The organism is Marinobacter sp. B-21 (assembly GCF_056857895.1).
Genome location: NZ_JBSXNZ010000049.1, coordinates 1 through 23,700 on the forward strand (window position 1 = coordinate 1; position 23,700 = coordinate 23,700).

General features: G+C 51.7%; 15 protein-coding genes and 1 pseudogene. 13 read left to right on the forward strand and 3 right to left on the reverse strand.

Features of this window, described 5'->3' with window-relative positions:
* Nucleotides 1-138 precede the first annotated feature (138 nt).
* The 6 genes and pseudogenes from AC13C0_RS03290 to AC13C0_RS03315 all read left to right on the forward strand — a co-directional run.
* A pseudogene (locus AC13C0_RS03290) lies at nucleotides 139-1,068 on the forward strand (IS1380 family transposase); the annotation flags it as partial.
* Between the two features lie 1,801 nt (nucleotides 1,069-2,869).
* Nucleotides 2,870-3,430 carry an HNH endonuclease family protein gene (locus tag AC13C0_RS03295; protein WP_482953966.1) on the forward strand — a complete coding sequence of 187 codons (561 nt, stop codon included), beginning with the start codon at nucleotides 2,870-2,872 and terminating at the stop codon, nucleotides 3,428-3,430.
* Nucleotides 3,431-3,534: 104 nt separating this feature from the next.
* The gene (gene gmtY / locus AC13C0_RS03300; RefSeq protein WP_114435623.1) at nucleotides 3,535-4,914 is read left to right on the forward strand and encodes a gamma-mobile-trio recombinase GmtY; all 1,380 of its coding nucleotides are present in this window, start codon (nucleotides 3,535-3,537) and stop codon (nucleotides 4,912-4,914) included.
* Nucleotides 4,904-8,725 (forward strand): gamma-mobile-trio integrase GmtZ, encoded by a 3,822-nt coding sequence (gmtZ, locus tag AC13C0_RS03305; RefSeq protein ID WP_011783464.1) that lies wholly within the window; start codon nucleotides 4,904-4,906, stop codon nucleotides 8,723-8,725. The genes gmtY and gmtZ overlap by 11 nt, the downstream gene beginning before the upstream one ends.
* The gene (gene gmtX / locus AC13C0_RS03310; protein ID WP_011783463.1) at nucleotides 8,718-9,353 is read left to right on the forward strand and encodes a gamma-mobile-trio protein GmtX; all 636 of its coding nucleotides are present in this window, start codon (nucleotides 8,718-8,720) and stop codon (nucleotides 9,351-9,353) included. Before gmtZ ends, gmtX begins: the two co-directional genes overlap by 8 nt.
* On the forward strand, nucleotides 9,346-9,612 hold the full coding sequence (locus tag AC13C0_RS03315) for a hypothetical protein (RefSeq protein ID WP_011783462.1): 267 nt from the start codon (nucleotides 9,346-9,348) through the stop codon (nucleotides 9,610-9,612). The genes gmtX and AC13C0_RS03315 overlap by 8 nt, the downstream gene beginning before the upstream one ends.
* A 226-nt stretch (nucleotides 9,613-9,838) precedes the next feature.
* Here AC13C0_RS03315 and AC13C0_RS03320 read toward each other — a convergent pair whose 3' ends face one another.
* Nucleotides 9,839-11,722, reverse strand: a complete 1,884-nt coding sequence (locus AC13C0_RS03320; protein WP_058091440.1) for a sigma-54-dependent Fis family transcriptional regulator — start codon at nucleotides 11,720-11,722, stop codon at nucleotides 9,839-9,841.
* A 209-nt stretch (nucleotides 11,723-11,931) separates the two neighbouring features.
* Between AC13C0_RS03320 and AC13C0_RS03325 the strand changes: the two genes are divergently transcribed.
* The 5 genes from AC13C0_RS03325 to AC13C0_RS03345 all read left to right on the forward strand — a co-directional run bounded on the left by AC13C0_RS03325 (nucleotide 11,932) and on the right by AC13C0_RS03345 (nucleotide 18,512).
* Entirely contained in the window at nucleotides 11,932-12,855 is a 924-nt protein-coding gene (locus tag AC13C0_RS03325; RefSeq protein WP_482953962.1) for a transporter, read from the forward strand.
* Nucleotides 12,856-12,894: 39 nt separating this feature from the next.
* Nucleotides 12,895-15,006 (forward strand): PQQ-dependent dehydrogenase, methanol/ethanol family, encoded by a 2,112-nt coding sequence (locus AC13C0_RS03330; RefSeq protein WP_082040488.1) that lies wholly within the window; start codon nucleotides 12,895-12,897, stop codon nucleotides 15,004-15,006.
* A 14-nt stretch (nucleotides 15,007-15,020) separates the two neighbouring features.
* A complete protein-coding gene (locus AC13C0_RS03335; RefSeq protein ID WP_058091439.1) occupies nucleotides 15,021-16,535 on the forward strand; it encodes an aldehyde dehydrogenase family protein in 1,515 nt (504 codons plus the stop codon).
* 254 nt (nucleotides 16,536-16,789) lie between these two features.
* Entirely contained in the window at nucleotides 16,790-17,566 is a 777-nt protein-coding gene (locus AC13C0_RS03340; RefSeq protein ID WP_052479352.1) for a LuxR C-terminal-related transcriptional regulator, read from the forward strand.
* Between the two features lie 703 nt (nucleotides 17,567-18,269).
* Nucleotides 18,270-18,512, forward strand: a complete 243-nt coding sequence (locus tag AC13C0_RS03345) for an AbrB/MazE/SpoVT family DNA-binding domain-containing protein (RefSeq protein ID WP_053114471.1) — start codon at nucleotides 18,270-18,272, stop codon at nucleotides 18,510-18,512.
* 331 nt (nucleotides 18,513-18,843) lie between these two features.
* On the opposite strand, the gene AC13C0_RS03350 is transcribed toward AC13C0_RS03345, so the two are convergent.
* Complete coding sequence (locus tag AC13C0_RS03350) at nucleotides 18,844-20,244, reverse strand: DEAD/DEAH box helicase (protein ID WP_075267661.1); 1,401 nt, start codon at nucleotides 20,242-20,244, stop codon at nucleotides 18,844-18,846.
* Entirely contained in the window at nucleotides 20,241-20,792 is a 552-nt protein-coding gene (locus tag AC13C0_RS03355) for a hypothetical protein (RefSeq protein WP_053114475.1), read from the reverse strand. The genes AC13C0_RS03350 and AC13C0_RS03355 overlap by 4 nt, the downstream gene beginning before the upstream one ends.
* Before the next feature lie 116 nt (nucleotides 20,793-20,908).
* On the opposite strand from AC13C0_RS03355, the gene AC13C0_RS03360 reads away from it, so the two are divergent.
* Nucleotides 20,909-21,139: a helix-turn-helix domain-containing protein gene (locus tag AC13C0_RS03360; protein WP_053114477.1), complete on the forward strand. Its 231-nt coding sequence runs from the start codon at nucleotides 20,909-20,911 to the stop codon at nucleotides 21,137-21,139.
* A gap of 1,254 nt (nucleotides 21,140-22,393) precedes the next feature.
* On the forward strand, nucleotides 22,394-23,647 hold the full coding sequence (gene glyA, locus AC13C0_RS03365) for a serine hydroxymethyltransferase (RefSeq protein WP_117619560.1): 1,254 nt from the start codon (nucleotides 22,394-22,396) through the stop codon (nucleotides 23,645-23,647).
* Nucleotides 23,648-23,700 lie beyond the last annotated feature (53 nt).

Consider the following 23,700-nt stretch of genomic DNA (forward strand, 5'->3'; position numbering starts at 1 on the left):
ACGCGCTGCTGATCAACCAGGGCCTGCCACTGTTCTGGGGTACGGTGCTTTCTCATGGGGGTAACCTCGTGTTGAAAAATGTGAGGTTACTGTAGGGCGATTTTCAGCCGGGTGGCAGGACGTCCTGGAATGAACGCTTACGTTGCGCTGGATATGGATGTCTTTCCCATGGACAACAGCCAGACCCGCAAAGAGGGTGTCAGCTACACCTACAAGGGTTATGACGGCTATGCGCCGATGGCCGCCTACCTTGGGCAGGAAGGCTGGTGCCTGGGTTGCGAGCTGCGCCCTGGCAGCCAGCACGCCAACAAGGGATTTCTCGATACCCTCAAACGGGTGTTACCCCGGGCTCGATCACTGACGGATAAGCCCATTTTGTTGCGCCTGGACAGCGCACACGATGCCCGTGCCAATCGCGATTTCCTGCGCGAGCAGGACCAGGTCGACTTCCTGATCAAGTGGAACCCTCGTAAAGAGGATCCGCTCGTCTGGGCGGACAAGGTCCAGGCCCGGAAAGCCTGGTCACTGGAGCGCGATGGCAAGATGGAAGCGGTTCTGTCGGAAGCGATTCCGGACGAGCCCGGTCTACGTCGCATCGTGAAGGTCACCGTTCGTACCAGCGATGCCGAAGGCCAGCTGTATCTCGAACCGGAAGTCAGCCTCGAAGGCTGGGTGACCTCGTTGCCGGCCGAAGTAGCCGACGAGCAACACATCATGGCGCTGTACAGCGATCACGCCACCAGTGAGCAGTTCCACAGCGAGTTCAAGACCGACCTGGACCTGGAACGACTTCCGTCCGGGAAATTCGACACCAACAACCTGGTCATGGCCTTCGCGACGATGGGTTACAACGTGTTGCGCTGGATGGGTCTGCGACTGACCGGCCCGGATGCACCGGTTCGCCACCCGGCCAGGCGTCGCCGCCTGAGAACCGTGATGCAGGAGATCATGACCATGGCCTGCCGCCTGGTGCACAGTGGCCGGCAGTGGATCCTGCGATTTGGCCGACACTGCCCAGGCTTTGCGGTTTACCGCGATCTTTATCGGGGCCTTGCTTCCGCCGGATAGGCCAACTCAACCACTGGCAAAAAACAATCCTCCCGGAATCCTCTGCCGGGACAGCCCGCTATTGCCTAAACACTGCATGCTGGTTATTTATCAACCAATCTCGAACCATCGGTTGCTCCCGCTCTTTGCTTCCTGACCTCAAAGTCAGAATCTCACCCAGTTATCGCCTCTTGTTGGCGCAGAGGTGGGCTTGACGGGTATATTGGCGAGCGAAGTCACTGATTCAGGTCATAATTAGAGATTCCCATTGCATTGTGTTGCGATCCTTTTGGCCCCTTGTGGGGCCATTTTTTTGCTTGCGAAGCCGGCAATCCCGGCCATCTGAAACTCAGTGGTAATAGCAGAGAACAATTCTACTGGCAGTGGCGTCGCTGGCTTACGTGGGTCTTGAAGAATCCTTAGGACGGTAACGGTACATAAGGCAAGTGGACCTGTTTCTGAAGCCCGGGAGGGTAGGTGTGCAGAAATGCGCGACACCCGTTACTCAGTTAGACCTGTGCTTTGCTAGTAGAGCGTGTGATCTTCAAACCGTGAGCCAATTTAGCAATCGGGAAAGTGTGGCACAGAATCCTGGCGCAGCTGGGTGCAGCTGCGCGAGGTAAAATCCGAGGTCGCGGTGTGTGTGAGGTGGCTGATGAAGTTGTAATAGCGACTATTTTTCGGATTTAGAAACCTCTTATCAGCGTGGATCACAAAACCGGGATGACTGCTAGGGAGTTTCAGCGAACCTGTCTGGGCTACATACTATGGTTGGATGCGAAGGGAGGGCGAAAATCATTGAAGTGAAATGCGGAGGACCAGTGTGAGGGATGCTGCGTTCAAAGGCTGCCCGACGGGTTAGGGATGTGCATCGAGGCGCTGCGGGGACACATTGGCTTGGTAAGGGAGCAGAGAGATACTGTGGCGGCCGACTGCCAGAGTGCTAGTACCCGGACGGATCGGTTGATACAGACCGGCAGCCAGGCCTATCCTCTATGCCGGCACGACAGAGATGTGCAGGCAGGAATGCATACTATAGTCTGAACTGTTTGATGAAGCATGATGGGCAGTTGTTGTTCTCTTATACGGGCCAGGTTTACCAAGGGTGCTGTCATAAGGGCCAGATCATTGCATAAGCCTGACCTTCGCTGGTTCTTGGATTGCCTTAAGAATCGCTACTGGAACCTCGTTGCATAACCATCTATCAACTAACCTGTGGCTGTTGGCGAACGCTCCTACGCTGTCGCTCCGGCACGCCGCAAAGCCAAGGCGTTATTCCAAAATCTTAATGTCCGCTTTGCGACCTCAGCGCGCTTTATTTCCGAATAGCGGATTAGGCAGGCCCCTATCTGAAAAGGTCCGCTTTGTGGTCATAGCGAAGAAGTTGGACCCGACACCGGCCCCACAACTGTGTGAAACGGCGGCTAAATTAGTTGAGCCGATCATTTGGAAATATTTTCTTTGACGGGTCTTTCGTCGGCACAGCAGGCTATTTAAAATGCGCGTCGTCTCGGCCGAAGTGGAAAGGAATCAACAACAGAAGTGGACACCAGGCCTCTCCCCGGCGAGTCACACCACTTGGCAGGTGTCGCGTTTGCCAGGCATCCTTGCCGGCGTTGAGCCCTGATCATCCTGATCAAACGGCTCGACCGCATTGTCTGGTTTTCAGCCGACCGCCTAAAGCGGATAAATCCGAAAGGCGGGTGGGATTTATCCTACAGAGAATACCGGTGACCATTGTCTTTAACATGACGTTCGGGTCTGTGCTTTTGAGATATAGGGGAAGTCAGTGAAGTATTTCCAGCATTCTCTGTTGGCTGTAATGCTGCTTATCGCGTCCGGAGTTGCCAGTGCAGCCGTGGTCAAGAAGACGTCGTCTGGCATTTGCCATCCACCCGCAAGCCCTTATTACGAACGAACCCGGGATTTTGAGCCTTTTGACTCCGTTGACGCTTGCGTAACAAGTGGCGGACGCTTACCAAAGACATTGGTGCAAAACCAATCAACTCAGCCGACGGAGGCCAGCTCAACGTCCTACGCGAGATCAGCATTTGGCAATGGGTGGGATGACGCAGATGGCGATTGCCAGAACAGTCGGGCCGAGGCACTAATCGAAACTTCCAGCACTACGGTGCGATTCGCTACAGACAAAGAGTGTCGAGTCGTCACCGGTCGCTGGATAAGTCCCTTCACGGGCAACGTCATCCAGAACAGTAGCGAGATCGACATTGACCACGTGGTCCCTCTTAATTGGGCCTGGAAGCGTGGCGCACAGCTTTGGCCCCAAGCGAAAAGAGAACGGTTTGCAAACGATATGGTCAATCTCTGGCCTGTCGAGCTAAGCCTAAATAGAAGTATTAGTGGAATAGAAAAAATATCCTAAAAAGCATCAAAAACCTATGCCAGAAATCGAAATCTGGTTTTTCTTGAGCATACATGCATATATAGTGGAATTACGAACATACTATTTTACCAATTGGAAATTGCGTGCTGAACAGCGTCTGCATAGAGGCAAATATCAAAGTAGACAACACGGGGACGAAGATAAGTCTTCCGGTGATCGTCACCCAAGATGGTTTGCTGAAAAGTTATTTGGATTATTTGATCGTTCATCGATACAAATCTCGGAGCTGGAAAGACAGGAGCGCGTTTGCGGTTCGACTCCTCATCGATTACACGAATCAGAATAAAGACTGCTTTGAAACTCCTCACCAACTGTTTCAGGAGTTTTCAAACAGCCTCTACACCGGAACGATTGGCGAGGACGGTAGCGATCCGAGTTGGCTGCGGTGGAAACCACGCGAGGATAAGGACGCGAACTTTCTAATCAGCCTGATAACACAATACACAGACTGGCTCTCTGAGCAGTATGAAGAGAAAAAGCTTCAGATAAACCCAACGGTGAAACCGACTCGTTACGAGGAGTGGATGGGCCTCGCAGCCTTCTACCAAAAGAAACGGCGGGCTTTTCTTTCCCACCTTTGGGCTAACAAACCAGCCCCTGCTTATTTCCGGAAGGTTATGCCCAGGACGGTGTCGCGTTCTAACGGCAATGAGGGTAAGAAAAGCTTTCCTCCTGGACGAATTGACGACCTCTTGTGGAATGGCCTTACGCGATATGGCTTTGAAACGAGCGACGTAGTTTATGAGCGCCTGGACCTGAAGAATGTGCTCATTACCATGCTGATGCATTACGGCGGACTCAGGCTCAGCGAGTGCTTTCACCTTTGGGTAGAAGATGTCGTGCCGTGGGAGGACGGAACCGCACTGGTCAAAATTTTTCATCCCGATAAAGGGCGGCCCCGTCCAAACGGCCCCAGCAGGCGCGAAGAGTTGCTCAACAAGTATGGGATGCAACCGCGATTTGAATATTCGAAATCCCATACGCTGCATGCAGGTTGGAAAGCGCCCAAAGAGGACAATGAAAGTCGCCACTTTCTTCAGGTTTGGTGGTTTCCAAGAAGTGCTGGTGAAACCTTTAACGACCTTTGGCGGCTTTACCTGACCTACCAGCGATACCCCGATGGCGGTAAACATCCGTTTGCATTCACGACGCAATCAGGCGCTCCGCACTCAATCAAAGGCTATAACCAATCGCTTAAAAGAGCCGTTGAGAGAATTGGTTTACCGTTTTCAAAAGAAGCGGGAACGACAGCACACGCCCACCGACACTCGTATGGGCAAGCTCTGGCTGATGCAAACGCTGATTCTCTGATCATTAAAAACGCCCTACACCATAAATCGATAGAAAGTCAGCAGGTCTACACCGAACTCACTGATAAGCAGATGCGTGCGCATTTGAGCAGATTGTCGCCCGAGCACGGCTTAATTTCTCCAATCAAGAAAGGACTCACTCATGGCAACTAAGTACGCCACGCTCGCCGAAGCCTCAGAAGCCGCTCAGCGCTTGGAATTCAAAACGCAGCCGGAATACAAGAAGGGCTACAAACAAGATCCGAAGCTGCCAGCAAATCCCAACCAACTCTATGCCGGAGATTGGGATGATTGGTATAGCTTCCTTGGCACTGAACACCCCGGTGAGAAGTACGCCACTGTCGCCGAGGCGTCCGAGGCCGCTCAACGCTTGGGATTCGAAATAAGAGATGAATACAACAAGGGCTACAAAAAAGACCTGAAGCTGCCAGCAGCTCCCGACAAACACTATGCCGAAGATTGGGCTGATTGGCCCAACTTCCTTCGCAATGAGCGCCCTAGAGAAAAATACGTGACGCTCGCCGAGGCGTCCGAAGTCGCTCAGCGATTGGGCTTCAAAACACGCACCGAATACCATGAGGGCTACCAAAAAGACCCGAAGTTGCCATCGAATCCCCAACGAAGTTATGCCGGAGAGTGGGATGATTGGTATAGCTTTCTTGGCGTTGAGCGCCCCGAGAGGTACGCGGCGCTTGCCGAGGCGTCCGAAGCCGCTCAGCGCCTGGGGTTCAAAACGCAGCAGGAATACTATGAGGACTACCAAAAAGACCCGAAGCTGCCATCACAACCCTCTGTTTTCTATGCCGAAGATTGGGATGATTGGTATAGCTTCCTTGGCACTGAACGCCCCAGTGAGAAGCACGCCACTGTCGCCGAGGCGTCCGAAGCCGCTCAACGCTTGGGGTTAAAAACACAGGCGGAATACTATGAGGACTACCAAAAAGACCCGAAGCTGCCAGGTTCTCCCAACGACTTTTATGCCGAAGATTGGAGTAGTTGGTACAACTTCCTTGGCACTGGACGCCCCGATGGGAAGTACGCAACGCTCGCCGAGGCGTCCGAAGCCGCTCAGCGCTTGGGATTCAAAACGTCCACAGAATACTTTAAGGGCTACAAACAAGACCCGAAGCTGCCACGCCATCCCGACGGAATGTATCGCAGAAATTGGGCTGATTGGTACAGTTTTCTTGGCAATGAGCGTCCCAAAGAAAAGTACGCGACGCTCGCCGAGGCGTCCGAAGCAGCCCAGCGCTTGGGATTCAAAACACAGAAGGAATTCTACGAGGGCTACAAACAAGACCCGAAGCTGACAGTAAGTCCCTTCGACTTCTATGCCGAAGATTGGGATGATTGGTACAGCTACCTTGGCATTGAGCGCCCCGTTAAGAGGTACGCGACGCTCGCCGAGGCGTCCGAAGCCGCTCAATGCTTGGGGTTAAAAACAGGTGCGGAATACTTCAGGGGCTACGAAAAAGACCCGAAGTTGCCATCGCAGCCGAATAAAACTTATTCCGAACATTGGATATCTTGGCCTCACTTCCTGGGCAACGAAAACGCCATTAATCGAGAACTGACCAGCAAATACCCCGAGTTTTGGAAAGCCATTCAGTGTTATGTAGAGGCTGGTACAGGCCAATCCAACAAATACTCACATTTGAGAGCACTCCTTAGATTTTACGTGGACAAGCTGGGCTTGGTTGACGACCCGGGAGCCATGCTGTCAAGGGATATCCCGTTTGATGAGCGAGCGTACGAAAACTTCATAAATGTCACCGCAGATACTGTAAAAAAACCACGGCATAACGCCTGTTCCGCTTTTTTCGAGTGGATTTTGGAGACTTATTGCTCTGACGAGGACGAGAACGGTGAGTTGATAGTTCTGCCCGGCTACCGCAATCCTCTTAGAACCGTTCTCAAGGGTTTGTTAGATCAGTTACCCAGTTACAAGCGCAGTGAATCAGACAAGCCTCCATTGCCCATGGATGCCATTGTACGAGCCAAGCAGCATCTGATTCCGCTAGAGGCGACGTCGTTTCGCGATCTCTATCAATTGCATCCCTTCCTCGAAGACTGCTGGTTCGGGGTTGATCCACAGTTAATTGATGACAATGACCCAAACTGCATTTATCGAGTGGTCAAAAAAGAGCGGAAGCGAGGTCGCAAGCGCTATTTTGAAGAGATGCACGAGTTATGGTCGCCCGTAAAAATTGTCGCAAACTACACATTGCTATCCATTCCGTTGCGAGGACAGCAAATCTGTTGGCTCGACAGCGGAGAGGGAGATGAATTCGTTCCGTTATGGCGTGATGGGAAGGTTCACTGGATCGAAAATCCAAGTCCGCTTGCGACCCGAAAGCGGAATAAGGGCTTTATTCAGAAAGGGAACAATGACGGTGAGTTGAGCGCCTACATCACGACGAACAAAACCGGAAAGAAATTGGGCGGCTACGATATTCCGTTCATGCCGGAAGATCTGGCGTATTGGATTATCCAGCTTCGGGAGTGGCAATCCAAATACAACCCAATCGAAGAACTGACACTGTGGACGCAAATCAACCCGCAGCAAAGGATACACAAAGACATCCTCAAAAGGCGCGGTAAACAATCGTTCCTGTTCCGCGACCCGGCCTCACACGCCTGTGATGAGAAGGCGTCGCCCATGCGTACGACAACCGCGTTTACACGAACCCTGCCTGCTCTGTTGTTCCATAGTCAGAGGCCAGGCGCGGACCTCGCTGAGAAAATCGAAAAAAAGAGCAGCGTGGATTACAAGAGCCAATTTACACCTCATGCTCTCCGCGTCAGCCTTATCACTGCCTACATTGTCGACGGCAGAGCGCCCATAGCCGTGATTTCAAAGCTGGTTGGTCATTCCTCTCTGGTGATGACGATTTACTACACAAAGGTAGGAGCCAGCAAAATGCGGCTGGAGATGGCGGCGGCTGAAAAACGGGCACTTGAGCAGAGTCATTATCGTTACGAAGACCTCATCCTCCAGAAGAAAATCGAAGAGGCGCGTCCGGAATTAATCGCCACAGACCGAAGCATCATGGATCAGTGTCTGACACCTAATTGGCCCTCTGGAGCCTTCCAACTTATGAGTTTCGGAATCTGCCCCATGAGCGGCAACAAGTGTGACGAAGGTGGCATGGCACTGGTTGAGCGGAAGGTTGAAGCACAGTACGCGCCCGTGCCCAATGGCTACCTTGGGACTCGAAATTGTCCCCAGTGCCGCTTCTTCATTACCGGCCCGGCGTTTCTGGGCGGTTTGTCGGCCATTGCCAACGAAATCATTCTGGAAATCAATGTCACCCGCAATGAATACCACGAACTCGAAGAAAAAAGGCAGACGCTCGATGACGAGCGGTACGATGCCGAGTCTTCGGGACAGTTTTTTGGTAAAGAGCGAACGCTGAAAAAGATCACCTCGGCGTATGAGGAAAAAGCCAAAAAGCTCGACATGCTTCTCACGGATCTCCAGCACTTATACCGCCTGATTTCTCAATCTACCGAACTGCTGAAGACCTCCGAGACAGGCCAGCACCAGCTGATCGTCAGCGGCAATTACGTGGAAATGGAGATGCATTTGGAGGAGCAAAGCAGCGAATTTCGGTTGCTCGCTGAGGTCTGTGCCAACGCTGAGATTTACGAGAGCGCCAGTGCCTCCAGAGCACGCCCCCTGCTCAGTCAGATGCTCGACAAATTGGCGGACACCAATGGGATTGCACCCGCGATATTTCGGTTGACCGAGGATCAGCAGCTCAAAGCTGCCAATCAGGTCGTCCGGCTGATTATGCAAGTGACACAGAATAACTGGCACGTCGCTGACCAGTTGATCAATGGGCAAATCACCTTGGAAGATCTCGCCGAACCACTACAGCTAGGTGATGTGCGCCAAGAGATCGAGTCAGCCATGAACGGGTCTTTGAAATTCCCGCTAGAAATCGAGAGCTGCAATGAGTGAACCGAACGAAGTCTACGAGGCCATACTGGGCCAACTGAAAAATTCTCGTTCCAGGAAGTCCCTGGAGGCCCTTCACGCCGTTTGCAAGGAACATCATGAGTCAGGCTCGGTTGATTTCAGAATCTCAACGATTGCGAAGCTTGGGGCCAGTCGTGGCGCTCCTAGCGAGCAGACCATCCGAAACAAAACCGGAGAACATTATAGAGCGGTCATTGAGGCTTGGCAGGCGCTTGGAGACCAGAAAAAGAAAGCGATCAAAGCACAGACCACGCCCTCGGGCGAGTACGATTGGGTTGATGAGGTAAGCAATAAAACTCACCGCTTCCTCATACTCGACCTGATTTCGAAGGTCCGTAAATTGAGGGCCGAAAATAAAAGGTTTGCATCGATCAAGAAATTGGAAATTGACTACCGAGCGGGTGCTGAAGACAAATCTGAATCGAGGTTACCGAGCCTGTTGAGTCACGAGATTGATGCATTGAGAGACGCCATCTCTGAGGAGTCCCTTAAATTAAAGGGCTGGACTAAAACAGAACGCGGCAGCATCAAGGACCAAAACGGCAAGGTTGTCCTCAGAAACGGTTTTGTGGATGCCCTTGAAAAAGCGTTGAGTATCGGGAATGACTAACGGACAAGAAAAAGCTCGCGAAAACCTTGTTGCCTTTCAGCGTTGGGCCGCTACGAAAACCGATGACGATTTAAAGCAAATCGTCTTTCGGGGCCAGCTAAACCGTGGCGAAGTCGCCAACGCTATCGGTATCGGAGAGAGCGCCGTGCGCCAGAATCCGGCGATAAAATCGCTGGTCCTTAAATACCTCGGGCGAATCGCCGCTTGCGGCGAGAGGGCAGAGCCCTCAATTGAAATCGAGGCTACGTCCGTTTTTTGATAAGAAGCGGACCTTTTTTGTCGCCGAGATTCCGGGAGATTAAGCACGCTGAGGTCGCAAAGCGGACATTTAGAATAGGCGGACAGCGACCGGCACAGCCAAGCTAATGGCCCACAACTGGAAGCCGGATGCACCTGACAAACTGTAATGCCCGGGCGCTTGCTCGCTGAAAAGAGCGGCGCGTTTTATCCTCTCATGAGAAATCCGGGCTACTCCATGAATTACCTCAGAGACCAAAATGTTTTATTTTTCGATAGAGAGTGGCTCGTGTTATCCCTAATTCTCGAGCTGCGGCACTGACGTTGTGATTGTGTTTCTCAAGCACACATCGCACCGCCTCGCGCTCTGCAGCGGCGAGTGTGCCGCCCTCGCCAAGGTCCACCTCCGCAGTGTCATTTTGGACCTTGATGTCTTCGGGCAAGTGTTCAACATCGATAATTCCCTGAGTAGACAGCGCCTGACCAAGATTCAGTGCCTGCTGGAGCTCTCTGATATTACCTCTCCACGAATGGTGCCTTAAGAGATTACGAGCCTCGGATGTCAGAATCGACGGGGAATCTTCCTGTGAAATTGATGCCAGCAAGTGATCAATCAAAGCGTCGAGGTCTTCACGCTCCCGCAGAGCAGGGAGCTGCACCCTGAGGCCATTGATCCGGTAATAAAGATCGCTCCGAAAGTCTCCGCTTTCCATAAGCTCATCAAGGTTCCGATGTGTCGCACAGACCAGAGAAAACGAGACGGGCCGAGGCTTCTCTTCTCCAAGTCTTGTGACAGTGCGTTCCTGCAAAACACGTAGCAAACGTGCTTGAAATTCCAATGGCATATCGCCTATTTCATCCAGGAAGAGCGTACCGCCGTTCGCCTCCTCAAACTTCCCCCTGGCGCCACCACGTCTGGCACCGGTAAATGCACCGTCTGCGTAGCCAAACAACTCTGATTCGATCAACCCGGCAGGAATAGCCGAGCAGTTCACGGCAACAAACGCGCCTTTTGAAGAGGGCCCATTGGCATGTAACGACCGTGCTAAAACCTCTTTGCCCGTTCCGGTTTCCCCAGTCACCAGAACCGGAACTCCAAACTGAAAAGCCCGATGCGCCTTGTCGAAAAGTGGTTTTGTAGGCTCGCCCACGTAAAAAGACTGAACGATGTCCGGCCGTCTTTGCTGTGGCATCGAGTTGACGCTCAAAGGCCCTTTGCGAAGACTTTCAACTTTAAGAAAAAGCCTTGCCCCATTGTGACATTCAACCTCAAGAGGGCTTTGTTGTGATCCCTCAATCTCGGCAGCGCGGCATGAGAATAAGTCTTTGAAACAGACATGACTCTGCATCTTCTCGAGAGAATCGATATCCAGCATCTGCCTGGCCGAGGGGTTTGCACCTAAAACTTCACCATCCTCGCCGAAATGTATCAAACCACGCATAGGTGACTGCGTAAGCTCCGGGCGATAGTGAAGCGCGAGGACTAAGGCGCCACGCAAATCGTCGACCATTCGATTCTCAACAGACCGAGTTGCGAGCGCAACTGCCTCAAGAATCCCGACCGGTCGGCCATCATAAGGTTTCGAAGCATTCAAAGCCCCGACCAGCGTCCCTGCAGGGTCAAAAATGGGCACTGCCACGCAGGATAGATCGCGGAGAGAATGCAAGAAATGCTCACTTCCACACACAAGCGACGGCCTGCCTTCTATCAAAGCGCAACCGGGGGCATTGGTTCCAGCTATATCCTCTGAAAGGTCCATACCAGGATTCAAAGCGGCTCCCAGCAATTCGTAGCAGGGACTGTCATTGCCGAAATATTTAATGCTGTGGCCTTCTCTTTCCACACACGCCAAAACCCAACCTGCAGAACTGATTGCACGAAACAACCGATGCATTTCAGGCTCCGCAAATGTCATGAGACGCTGATGTTGATTGCGGATATGAGAAATCTGGTCGAATTGCGCGGCCTCAAGTAAGAGCTGATCAGAGGGGGACACGCCATGTTTTCTGCATCTTAGCCAAGAGCGCAAAACCTCATCCCGCACCCACTGGGATGGTACAACACGCCCTTCGTCAAACAACTCACGGGCTTGCTGGACCTGAGTGTTCAGATCAACGATCTTTTTATGCATAAGGACACCCACCACTCTGTATTTTTTTTATTCAACCATCCAATTTTAGTGTATTGAAACGATCCATTTTTTTCCAAAAACTAAAACATAGATGCTATAAAGCCGCATAAGTAATTGTTTCATAATAATTTCCTAAGGATCAATCGATCTGGCATATTGATTGCTTAACTTCGAGTGCAATACCAACAAAACTAATAAGAGGCTGCATCATGTCATCTGTATCAAACTATAAGCACAAAAGTTTACTCCGTTCCAGAATTGGGAATTTCTGCGTCGCTTCTGCTGGCCTGGCCACTATGTTGCTGGCTTCTGGTAATGCAGTAGCTATTGAGGTTGATGCCGGGGATTACACAGCATTGCCCGCCGGCACCAATCTTGGAGTGGTCTACTATCAATACGCCACTGCCGATTCCCTCTACTCGGATGGAGACAAGGCCCCCATTAACGCTGGATTGGACTCACAGGTAGGAATCCTGCGTGGGGTGCATTTCACTGAAATTGGCGGTTATACAGTAGACCCTCAATTCCTCCTTCCATTCGGCAAGGTAGAGGGAAAAGACGATACCTCTGCCCTCGGTGACACCAGTGGCATTGGCGACCTGTTACTTGCCGCAACCGTTTGGCTTGTAAACAAGCCCGAAAGTAACACCTACTTCGGCATTACTCCGTTTCTGTATGTTCCTGTAGGGAGTTACGATCGGAATGACACATTAAACCTCGGCGAAAACCGATGGAAATATGCATTGCAGGCGGGTTACATCACCGGTCTTACCTCTAAAATCTCGTTAGACCTGATTGGTGATGTCACTTTTTTCGGCAAGAATGACGAACTTGGTGCCTCCAAAGCCACTCTGGAACAGGATCCCTTGTACCAGTTCCAAGGCTTCCTACGTTATAACGTAACACCTCAATGGGATCTTCGCACCGGCATTTCTCATACCCTCGGCGGTGAGACACAAGTAAACGATATAAACCAGGACAATGACCTTGCAACTACCAAGATGACTATCGGTACGGCATGGTTTGCGAATCCGGGACTGCAACTAATCGCAAATTATGGAAGAGATTTGTCCGTAGAAAATGGATTTAAAGAACAGCACCGACTCAACTTTCGTATTCTAAAAGCGTTTTAAAATCCCATAAAACAGTAATAACAACGAAAGGATATAAAAATGAAACTGACTAATAATCACTACAGAAAACGTCTATCAAAAAAACTAACAAGTAGTGCATTAGTTCCATTTTTCGTAATCGGAGCCAGCACTGTTATTGCGGCTGATCAGGTAAATCAAAGCTATATCATTGAAAACGCCAAAACCGGCAAGGACTGGCCAACCCATGGTTTTGATTATGCGGAGACGCGCTTTAGCCCTCTCGCCCAAATTTCGGCCGATAATGTCGAAAACCTCGGGCTTGCATGGTCCTACAACCTCGAGTCTACCCGAGGAGTCGAGGCCACTCCGCTTGTCGTGGATGGCGTGATGTACGTCACTGCTTCCTGGAGCATTGTACATGCACTCGATGCAAAGACCGGCAAAAAACTATGGACCTACGACCCTGAAGTACCCGGGGAGGCGGGCTCAAGGGGTTGTTGTGATGTTGTAAACCGCGGTGTGGCAGTGCACTACGGAAATGTCTATGTTGCATCCTACGATGGTCGATTGATCGCTATTGATGCAAAAACCGGCGAAAAAGTCTGGGAAACGAATACTCTGCCCGACAACGACATGAGCTATACGATTACCGGCGCACCTCGAGTTGTTAACGGCAACGTGATCATAGGCAATGGTGGGGCCGAATTTGGAGTCAGGGGCTACATCACAGCTTACGACGCGAAAACCGGCGCACAGAAATGGCGTTGGTATACCGTGCCGGGAAATCCGAACGAACCGTTTGAAAACGAAGCCATGGCTCGCGCCGCGAAAACCTGGGACCCAAGTGGAAAATACTGGGAGGCCGGTGGCGGTGGCACCGTATGGGACTCCATCGTTTTTGATCCGGACCTGAATCTCTTATATATCGGCACAGGTAACGGCTCTCCATGGTCACACAAGAAGCGGAGCCCGGAAGGTGGAGATAACCTCTATCTCTCCTCAATTGTTGCTCTCAATGCCGACACTGGTGAGTACGTGTGGCACTACCAAGCCACGCCCGGGGATAACTGGGACTATACTTCAACGCAGGACATGATTCTCAGCGAGCTCATGATTGATGGGGAGCGTCGCAAAGTAATCATGCAAGCTCCCAAAAACGGCTTCTTTTTTGTTCTCGACCGGACAAATGGTGAATTCATATCGGCCGATAATTACGTCGATGTTAATTGGGCCACGGGATACGATAGCAATGGTCGCCCAATAGAAGTTCCTGAAGCACGATCCATGGACGAACCCTTCGATATCATCCCTGGGCCTTTTGGTGGACATAATTGGCACTCAATGTCTTTTAACCACCAAACCGGCCTGGCTTACTTCCCGTCTCAGCACATCCCGATCACAATGGTCGAGGACCCCTCCTGGGAAAGCATAGAAAGCAATGAGCCGGGACAACCCATGAGTGGCATAGGTTGGAACACCGCCTTCCAATTTAACGTAGCGCCACCATCAAGCAAGCCGTTCGGGCGACTTACAGCCTGGGATCCCGTTACACAGCAGGAAGCCTGGCGTTACGAACACGTCTCTCCCTGGAACGGCGGAACCCTGACAACGGCCGGCGATCTGGTATTCCAGGGAACCGCAGACGCTCGCTTTATGGCATTCAACGCTCGGACGGGTGACCCCCTCTGGGAATCCCCAATGGGTACCGGCGTCATTGCAGCGCCCATAACCTATGAAGTGGACGGCACTCAGTATGTCTCTATTGCGGCAGGCTGGGGCGGTGTTTTTGGAAAATCCCAGAGGGCCTCCGACCTCAAGACCGCCGGCACTGTCTATACATTTGTCCTGAACGGTGATGCCGAGATGCCTGAGTTCACCCAGTATCAGCTGAACTCTCTGGTTTCGGGCGTTGAATACAATCCCGACTTCATTGGAGAAGGCACGGCTCTTTACGTCAGTAATTGCGTGTTCTGTCATGGCGTTCCCGGCGTAGACAAGGGCGGTAATATTCCAAACCTGGGTTATTCAAAGAAATCAGTCATTGAAAACCTGGACGCCTTCCTGTTTCACGGTCCATTCGTTTCCAGTGGCATGCCCGATTTTACCGAAACGCTGAGTAAGACAGATGTCGAGAAAATCAAAGCGTTTATTCAGGGTACTGCAGACGCTATCCGTCCAAAAAGTCAGTGATTTGGGGGAAACTAATGAATACGTTCACAAAACATCCACATGGTTTAGAGAATAAAACCCAGGCGTTCCTGGCACGTCAAAATCACCGTATGCTGATAGGCGGCCAATGGGTTGATGCTCTGGAAAACAAACGCATAGAGGTAGAAAACCCGGCTGAAGAAACGGTTATAGGAAGCATACCCCTTGCACATCCTGATGACGTTAACAAAGCGGTTAGCTGCGCAAAAAGTGCGTTCAATAGTGATGACTGGGGCCGAATGAGACCCTCCGCCCGTCAGAACCTGCTTCTCAAACTTGCAGATCTGATCGAGCGAGATGCCAGAATCATTGCTGAGCTGGACGCGATCGACAACGGCAAGTCTGTTGCTGTTGCCGAAGCTGTTGACGTAAGCCTGGGACTGGAATTCTTTCGCTACATGGCCGGATGGGCAACAAAAATTGAGGGCTCGACTCTTGACGTGTCCATGCCCTTTGCCCCGGCTGACTCTGACTTTTCTGCTTATACCCGACGCGAACCCGTCGGTGTTGTTGCCGCGATCATACCGTGGAACTTTCCATTTCTGATGGCCTGCTGGAAACTGGCTCCGGCACTTGCAGCGGGCTGCACGGTTGTGTTGAAGCCTGCGGAACAAACATCGCTCTCTGCCCTCTATCTGGGCGAGCTGATCGAAGAGGCAAACTTTCCTGACGGGGTTGTCAACATCATTACTGGCGAGGGCCAGAGCACCGGGTCAGCACTGATAACTCATCCTGACATCAACAAGATTAGTTTTACCGGATCCACTGAGGTAGGTCAGATCATAGGCCGTGCTGCGATGGATAATATGGCGCGAGTTACCTTGGAGCTGGGGGGCAAGTCTCCAATGATTGTTCTGGCTGACTGTGATGCGGAAAAGGCTGCGCAAGGAGCAGCGGCAGCAATCTTTTTCAACCATGGACAAACCTGCAGTGCCGGCTCCCGACTTTACGTTCACCGGAGCATTTCTGACAAGGTCCTGGATCGGCTCGCCGAGTTAGCAGAGGCCATCCCGCTGGGGCCTGGCCTGGATCCAGATGCTCAAATGGGGCCACTCGTGTCCCGGGTTCAGCTAGACCGGGTTTGTCACTACATTGAGACGGGGCGGCAGGAAGGTGCACGCCTGGTTACCGGCGGCGAACGTGCTGACCGCAAAGGTTATTACGTCAAGCCCACCATATTTGCGACCGAAGACGACTCTCTGGTCATAGCCAAGGACGAGATCTTTGGTCCCGTTCTGGTGGTCATCCCGTTTGATGATATCGAGGACGTCGTAGCCCGGGCCAACGATAGTCGATATGGGCTGGCAGCGAGCATCTGGTCAAACGATCTCTCTGAGGTGCAACGCTTAATCCCGAAATTAAAAGCAGGCACTGTCTGGGTAAACGGGCACAACATGCTTGACGCCAACATCCCATTCGGGGGCTATAAACTCTCCGGGGTTGGACGTGATATGGGTAAGCAGTCACTCGATTCATATCTTGAAACAAAGTCGGTTGTCATTGCCCTTTAGGAAGAATGCTAAACCCCGGCCCTGAGAAGCCGGGGTTTAGCTTTGATTGGTCGACCATTCAACTTCCGAGAGTCGAATACCACCTTCCTCACAGGTGAGCCACAAAGCTTCATCGATATGGGGATCAACAGAATGACGCAGGTCTGCTGTATGGCTCCTTGCGCGATGCCGCTCGAGATAGTCAGGTATCCATGCGGCGAGGAGTGCGAGCAGCACACCAGTAAATGTATGTACAGTTTGGCGAGGAATAACAAATGCTAGAAGAAGCCAATAACCTCAGAAGCTTGTCAAAGAGCCAAACCACGCTGCACTCCCTCCCGGTTCCTGACATTGGCCAGGAAGAAGTCGGCAAAACGTCATTATTCAAGGCTATGATTGCTGATTGTCAGCCGCTTTTTCGCGATGCCTTAAGGAGCATTATTCAGAGAAATCATGATTGCAAACATGTCTTCGAGGCATTCAGCTTGGAAGACGCCATGGAAATCGTGAGTGAGCATGGCAGCCTTGATCTCATCTTCTTCGATCTCGACATGCCTGATATGAGAGGGCTTGGTGGGCTTGGTCGTTTAAATGAGATCGCGCCTTCGCTCCCCACCATAGTCATGTCGGCTAGAGTAAACAGATATGTCACGTCTCAGGCGATCGGTCAGGGGGCCATGGGGGTCATAGCAAAAACTGCATCAAGAGATGAAATTGTCGACGCTATTCGACAGGTTTTGGATGGCAAGATTTGCGTTTGTGCAGGCTCTGACGAATTCGAAAATGGTAACGGCCGTGGTGCTGTCATGGCCGGCTCAGAAGCAGAGGTTGATCCGAGCCAGTTTCAATCTTTAACGAAGCGACAGCTGATAGTTTTAGAGAGAATGACACGCGGAGAGTCTAACAAACAGATCGCGTACAACTTGCACTTGGCGGAAACCACTGTTAAGGCTCATGTTTCGGCTGTCCTACGTAAACTGAATGTTCAAAATCGCGCGCAGGCTATCCTTGCAGCGAGTTGCCTCGACCTAGTTTCTCAAATGCGTAAATAGCCAGTTGTTTCGATTCAGCGCAGACCTAAAACGAAGCCAGAGTCGAAAACTGACTGAAAACTCAAATCAGCCGGTGGGTGACGATGTAAGCATCCCTGTTTTAATTGCGCCGCGAATTAGAGTTCTCCACACGATTGTGTTTTGCCAAAAACTCCAATGTCAGAGGGACTTTCGGTGACTCCGGAGGGGGGGGGGGGAGGCAATCAGATCATGAAGCGCCGAAGAAAAGGGCCGTTTTGGGTCAAATTCGGTCGTTTCTGAATGTTCGCTTTTGTTTAAAAGAGCTTGAGCTTAACTGAACGTCCAGAAAGGTCCGCTTTGAAAACCGAGTGGACGCAAAAGTGGGGTGATTTTTTTGCGTGCTACTACATGAACAGAAGTCACGCCATGGTTTCTTTCAGCTAACTTTTAGGATTTTAGATTAGTATGTTTACTAAACCTAAAAACGCTTATTCACTCACTCATACGATCATTTGGGATATTTTATATTGTTATAGGATCAAAGGGCGCCCAGGGCCCGGACGAGTGGTTGCCACCATCTGGAAAGTGCGGATACGTGGCGCGATTTCGCCGAATCGTAAAACAATATGATCTTCAGCTGTCTCCGGCGGAAGCCAGTTGGACCAAGTCTTTCCTCAATAGGTGTCGCACCTGACCAATTGCTATACTAAGGGTGTAATGATTCGCTCTCAAAAGAGGCGGTATGAAAAAGAAAAGGTTCACTGAAGAAGAGCTGCTTGACGGCCTGGATCCCTATGCGGCCCATGCGGATGAGCTTGCCGAGCCGCAGGGTAATGAGCCGACAGCTCTGGAACGTTTAAAAGGTTCCGTCCTTCGCTACGAACGGCCAACTGATCCCGTGTGGGATGAGTGCTTTGAGGCTGAGGGCGTAACGGAGGATTTTATGGAAAATCGAGATCAACCGGATAACAAAGAGCAAAAATGATAACCCGTTACATTCCTCTCAGTATGAAAAGTGCCATACCGCTAATATTTTCAGATCGTTAAAAATACCAGCCTCTGGCTTTTCAGGCCTGCACGGCTCCAAAAACTGACTAATTGCACCAAAGTGGAGCCGACCGTGAAGTTTATTGGAACAAATTGCTTGTTTTAGAGAGAAATTGTCCCCAAATTTGTGGGCAAACGCCATTAAACTGGGCTCCACAAGCGTGCATAAACGAACCATCAAGTTCTGAGGATTCGTCCACTCATTGTCTGAGAAAAGTCCGCGGGAATATTCCGATAATGGAACTCAGAAAAAATTTTCGGGGAAGCCGTCACAGCATCCTATCCCCGAATAAAGACAGAACTTCTTTCCAGTAATGATTGCTCATGGAGAGTTCAGTTGTTTCCTTTTGCCATGTTTGGTCAGGCCTTGCTGTCCGGGTATCCGTCCCATTGACACTGAAGTCCCACTCGGATGCGTCACTGTCTTCGGGTACAACTGCTCGCTCCATAGTGCCATCCGCGTTTTGCCTTGAAGCCCTGGGTGAAAATGAAACCACGTTTTGCTCTGGGAGATCTTCGCCAATTCGACGCGCAAACTCTGTCAGGCTGGGTTCCGCGAGTACGTAGAGCCAGCCTCCTATGTCAGAAGGTTCGCCTGCCTGGCAACGGAGGATTCTGCCGAGAACCTGCCGGAAATGGAGCTCTGTTCGAATTCTACTAAGGTGACAGCATACTTGGAGTCGAGGAATGTCGGTTCCTTCACTGATCATCCCTACAGAAATGATCCATCGATCAGAGGAGGTTCTGAAGTTATTGATGACCTCATGAGCTTCCGGAGTCCGGCTCGTCACAACAACGGGTTTCTCACCCAAGGCTGAAAACCTGGTCGCTATTTGTTCTGCGTGAACCACGGTGGCTGCTACGACCAACCCGGCCGCAGTAGGAACGCGCCGCCGAATCTTTGATAGCCTTTTTGATGCCTCAGAAAGCGTGTGGTCGATCACCTCGTTCCGGTAAAGAAAGTCGGGATAAGAAATATGACCCTGCTTGATAGTGTCACGGATACTGGAATAGGTTTTAAGGCCGAGTTCAGATGACTTCAGATGGATCTCTCGATTGTCAGTGAGCACGATATTTGGAGCTCGGCACACTCCGTCGAGAACAGCCCGTTGTAGGCCATATTCGTAGTCACAATGCAGCTCGCCGTCCGGTTGAGAATATCGAGCGAGAACAATAGGGTTGTCGTCCGTTCTCCATGGCGTTCCGGATAAAGCGATTGTGAAGGATGCCTTTCCCTGAATTCTATCGAGAATGATTCTCCCCCAACTGTTGCCCATAGAGAATTCGTCCCAGCTACTACCAGAGCAGTGATGGACCTCATCCAATACTACGAGGACTCGATGGTCGCTCAGCACTCGCCAAAGCTCACTGGGGAGCGTACTCATCGACTGATAGGTATAAGACCCACCTGCAGCACCGATTTGGCCATTAAAGCTTCTCCCGAGAATCTGGCTAAAAGTTGTGGCGACACTTTGTGCTACTGCTCGCGAAGGTGAAAAACATACGACAAAATCGATGTTGCCCCGTTCAAAAAGGGCCTTAGCGACAGACGCAACCATGACAGTTTTCCCGGCCGCGGGTGTCGCATGACATAGAAAGTGGGACTGGCGTTCAAAAGATTTCAGAGCCTGAGCAATACACTCACTCTGCCACGCGCGCAACTGCATCATGAGGGAAAGCCAACTTTCGTGATCACGGACTCGACAGCGCGCAGCTGGCCCAGGAGTTTCGTGCTCTTCTCTCGAGACTCCAGATATTGCTCCTTCACGGCCCCTCGAAGCGCTGGGTATTTGTTATATAGGCGCTGGTATTCTTCCGCTTCACCAATGCTGGCGACAAGCTCGATCCTCCTTTGGGAGAGCTCTTCTTGCAGCGCTCTCTGTGTTTTAACGTCCATCGGTGACTCAACATGAGGATCACTGGTTTCGAACGGCGAGGGCCTGGCTTCGAGCTCGACGCTTGAATGTTCTGGACGGAAGATAAATTTGCACCCGCGGCCCGTGGAGCCGCCATGTCGTTCAATCACCTTGGCCGATTCAAGTCGCAGCAGTTCTCTATAGATGTGCTTGCGGAGTTGGTTGCGACCCGGTCGCTGACCTTCAGGTATTTGAAGGACGTACAGATCCCGAATACTGGTGGTGGAAAAAGGAGTGTCTAACTGCTTTCGCAACAGTTCGATCAGTATCTTATCGACTTGCAGTGACTGTGTCTTTTCCATTCGGCGGCCCAATTGGTCTTTTGATCGAACAAGTCGATCTTAAAAAAATGGGTATTATATGCCGTGGCCTGTGATGCCTCAAGAAACCATAGTCTTGCCTTTTGTGAGGGCGAGAAATGGGCTCACTGGTTTGCGAGGCTTTTGGCCGGAATTTGCGTGCGATTCGAAAATCCAAAGGGTTTTCGCAAGAGCGTCTTGCTTACGAGGCGGGAATAGACAGGAGCTATGTAGGCAAAATTGAGCGGGGGGAAGTCAACGTCACTATTGAGAAGCTCTACTTACTCGCCGAATGCCTGAGATGTCACCCTTCAGAGCTATTGCTCGATCAGCCTCGATTGAAAGAATAAGCTTGTCATCTATGTTTAACAGAAAAGTGTTGTTGGCAACCGTCTGTCGATGTCGACGGCGGACCGTTTCAATTAGGTTCCGCTGAATATTGTAGTGGATGTGCAGCACGCAAGTGCGGTGACTTGATGGTGGCGTCAGCGATCAGTCGATCTGTCAGGCGGAGCTGCTGGCTTGGCTCAGCGATTTGAGCATCCGCCTGGCGTGTGACCAGGAAATCCCTCTCTGTCGCATTTGATGCTCTGCAATTTCATCTTGGCCCGTAGGCTGAGTCAGGATGCCCGGCGCTTCCGCTAAATAGACCGCGACAAGGTTTGCACATCGAATCTATTCGGCCCAGAGGTGCTCATCAAGGTGTGCTTCGATGATTGCATTTGGCTCTTCAATGAGAAGAGTTTCGATATACCTAAATATTGCGGCATGTGAAATGTCTAGAAGCTGTGTATAGGGTCGGGGGTGCCGACCTTTGACAGTCTCGATGGTGGCTGCTCGTCATTCACTGATCCTCGCGCCATCCACGATGAGTCTGATCCTGGTGGTAAAGCTGAGCGTACAGGAGAAATGTGTCTAAAGGAGATATGTGCTGGCCAAGCTGTCCACTAGGAAGGTTAGTGCGATCTGCGGTTTGTTGTCTCAGAGCTGGAGCGCGGCTGTTTACTTCTGGCAAGGTTTGATCAGTGGGCGCGTACAAAAAAGTTAAGTTTTTGAGTCCAATTTGGTCCGAAATCGGTAAAAGTTAACTAAAACGACTGGTTTTTCGTGAAGATGACAGGGTGGAGGTACTAGGAAGGGGTGGAAGGCCAGCTGGTACAGGGAGTGGTTGTGTACCGATAAAACATAACGAAAAACTAATGGGATAGATAAACAGATTGGGCCATGTTGGCGTAAACCTCTTGGTAAGACAGGTTCGTGAATTCGCAATCTGATGGTTCGGGCGGCGGGGCTGGCCTTCCGGGATACGCTGTGAATACGTCCATGTACGCTCGACAAAATCATCCCTGATTTTGACGATCCCGGAAGGCCAGCCCCGCCGCCCTTGATCCGAGCTAGTGCTATTGACCCGGTAAGGTATCGAAACCTACCAGTGATAGCAATTGAGCAGAAACCGGCGTTGGCCGCATGCCGGTATCTGCGGACGGTATAAAGGATGATTTTTCACCCGTTTGTAAGATAGAATAGCGGCCCAATTTTTCAGGGAGCCTCCGGAGATTGCCAAAGCTCTCCGGGCCAGCCAAGCACACAGAGGCAGCGCATCCATGTTTAATCGTGAAATGAAAATCGCCGGCTTTGACGACGAACTCTGGAACGCCATGCAGGCGGAAGAGAAGCGCCAGGAAGCTCATATCGAGCTGATCGCGTCCGAGAATTACACCAGCCCCCGGGTGATGGAAGCCCAGGGCAGCATGCTGACCAATAAGTATGCGGAGGGCTACCCGGGCAAGCGCTATTACGGCGGGTGCGAGTTTGTGGATATTGCCGAAGATCTGGCGATTGAGCGCGCCAAAGAGCTATTCGGTGCCGCCTACGCGAACGTGCAGCCGCATTCCGGCTCCCAGGCAAACTCTGCTGTGTTTATGGCGCTGCTGAAACCCGGTGATACCGTTCTCGGTATGAGTCTGGCGCACGGTGGTCATCTTACCCACGGTGCCAGCGTCAACTTCTCCGGCAAGATCTACCATGCCGTGCAGTATGGCCTGAACCCGGAAACCGGCCTGATCGATTACGACGAAGTGGAAGCGCTGGCGGTTGAGCACAAGCCGAAAATGATCATTGCCGGCTTCTCCGCCTATTCCCAGGAACTGGACTTTGCCCGATTCCGTGAAATCGCGGATAAGGTTGGCGCCTTTCTGTTTGTCGACATGGCGCACGTTGCCGGCCTGGTAGCCGCCGGTGTGTACCCGGATCCGATTCCCCACGCCCACGTGGTTGCGACCACCACCCACAAGACCCTGCGTGGTCCCCGTGGCGGCCTGATCCTGGCCTGTGACGACGCTGATCTGCAGAAGAAGCTGAACTCTGCGGTGTTCCCGGGCAGCCAGGGCGGCCCGTTGATGCACGTGATTGCCGCCAAGGCCGTCTGCTTCAAGGAAGCTATGAGCGACGAGTTCAAGACCTATCAGCAGCAGGTGGTCAAGAACGCCTCTGCCATGGCCCAGGTGTTTGTGGATCGTGGCTATGACGTGGTGTCCGGTGGCACAAAGAACCATTTGTTCCTGGTTAGCCTGATCAAGCAGGACATCACTGGCAAAGACGCAGATGCGGCGCTGGGGCGGGCACACATCACCGTGAACAAGAACGCGGTCCCCAACGATCCTCGCTCTCCGTTTGTCACTTCCGGTCTGCGCCTTGGTACTCCGGCGATTACCACCCGTGGTTTCGGTGAGTCTGAGTGCCGTGACCTTGCTGGCTGGATCTGCGACATCCTGGATAACCTGGAGGATGAGGCGGTAAACAGTCGGGTTCGTGAGCAGGTGAGTGCTCTGTGCGCCCGTTTCCCTGTCTACGGCTGATCGTTGTATAGCTAGACTACAGGCATGACCCGCCGGGCCGATCAGTCGGCCCG

What these genes read in the sequence shown, in the direction of transcription:
- AC13C0_RS03295 (WP_482953966.1), top strand. Translation starts at nt 2,870, where the DNA reads ATGCTGCTTATCGCGTCCGGAGTTGCCAGTGCAGCCGTGGTCAAGAAG.
- gmtZ (WP_011783464.1), top strand. Translation starts at nt 4,904, where the DNA reads ATGGCAACTAAGTACGCCACGCTCGCCGAAGCCTCAGAAGCCGCTCAG.
- gmtX (WP_011783463.1), top strand. Translation starts at nt 8,718, where the DNA reads ATGAGTGAACCGAACGAAGTCTACGAGGCCATACTGGGCCAACTGAAA.
- AC13C0_RS03315 (WP_011783462.1), top strand. Translation starts at nt 9,346, where the DNA reads ATGACTAACGGACAAGAAAAAGCTCGCGAAAACCTTGTTGCCTTTCAG.
- AC13C0_RS03320 (WP_058091440.1), bottom strand. Translation starts at nt 11,722, where the DNA reads ATGCATAAAAAGATCGTTGATCTGAACACTCAGGTCCAGCAAGCCCGT.
- AC13C0_RS03325 (WP_482953962.1), top strand. Translation starts at nt 11,932, where the DNA reads ATGTCATCTGTATCAAACTATAAGCACAAAAGTTTACTCCGTTCCAGA.
- AC13C0_RS03330 (WP_082040488.1), top strand. Translation starts at nt 12,895, where the DNA reads ATGAAACTGACTAATAATCACTACAGAAAACGTCTATCAAAAAAACTA.
- AC13C0_RS03335 (WP_058091439.1), top strand. Translation starts at nt 15,021, where the DNA reads ATGAATACGTTCACAAAACATCCACATGGTTTAGAGAATAAAACCCAG.
- AC13C0_RS03340 (WP_052479352.1), top strand. Translation starts at nt 16,790, where the DNA reads ATGCTAGAAGAAGCCAATAACCTCAGAAGCTTGTCAAAGAGCCAAACC.
- AC13C0_RS03345 (WP_053114471.1), top strand. Translation starts at nt 18,270, where the DNA reads ATGAAAAAGAAAAGGTTCACTGAAGAAGAGCTGCTTGACGGCCTGGAT.
- AC13C0_RS03350 (WP_075267661.1), bottom strand. Translation starts at nt 20,244, where the DNA reads ATGATGCAGTTGCGCGCGTGGCAGAGTGAGTGTATTGCTCAGGCTCTG.
- AC13C0_RS03355 (WP_053114475.1), bottom strand. Translation starts at nt 20,792, where the DNA reads ATGGAAAAGACACAGTCACTGCAAGTCGATAAGATACTGATCGAACTG.
- AC13C0_RS03360 (WP_053114477.1), top strand. Translation starts at nt 20,909, where the DNA reads ATGGGCTCACTGGTTTGCGAGGCTTTTGGCCGGAATTTGCGTGCGATT.
- glyA (WP_117619560.1), top strand. Translation starts at nt 22,394, where the DNA reads ATGTTTAATCGTGAAATGAAAATCGCCGGCTTTGACGACGAACTCTGG.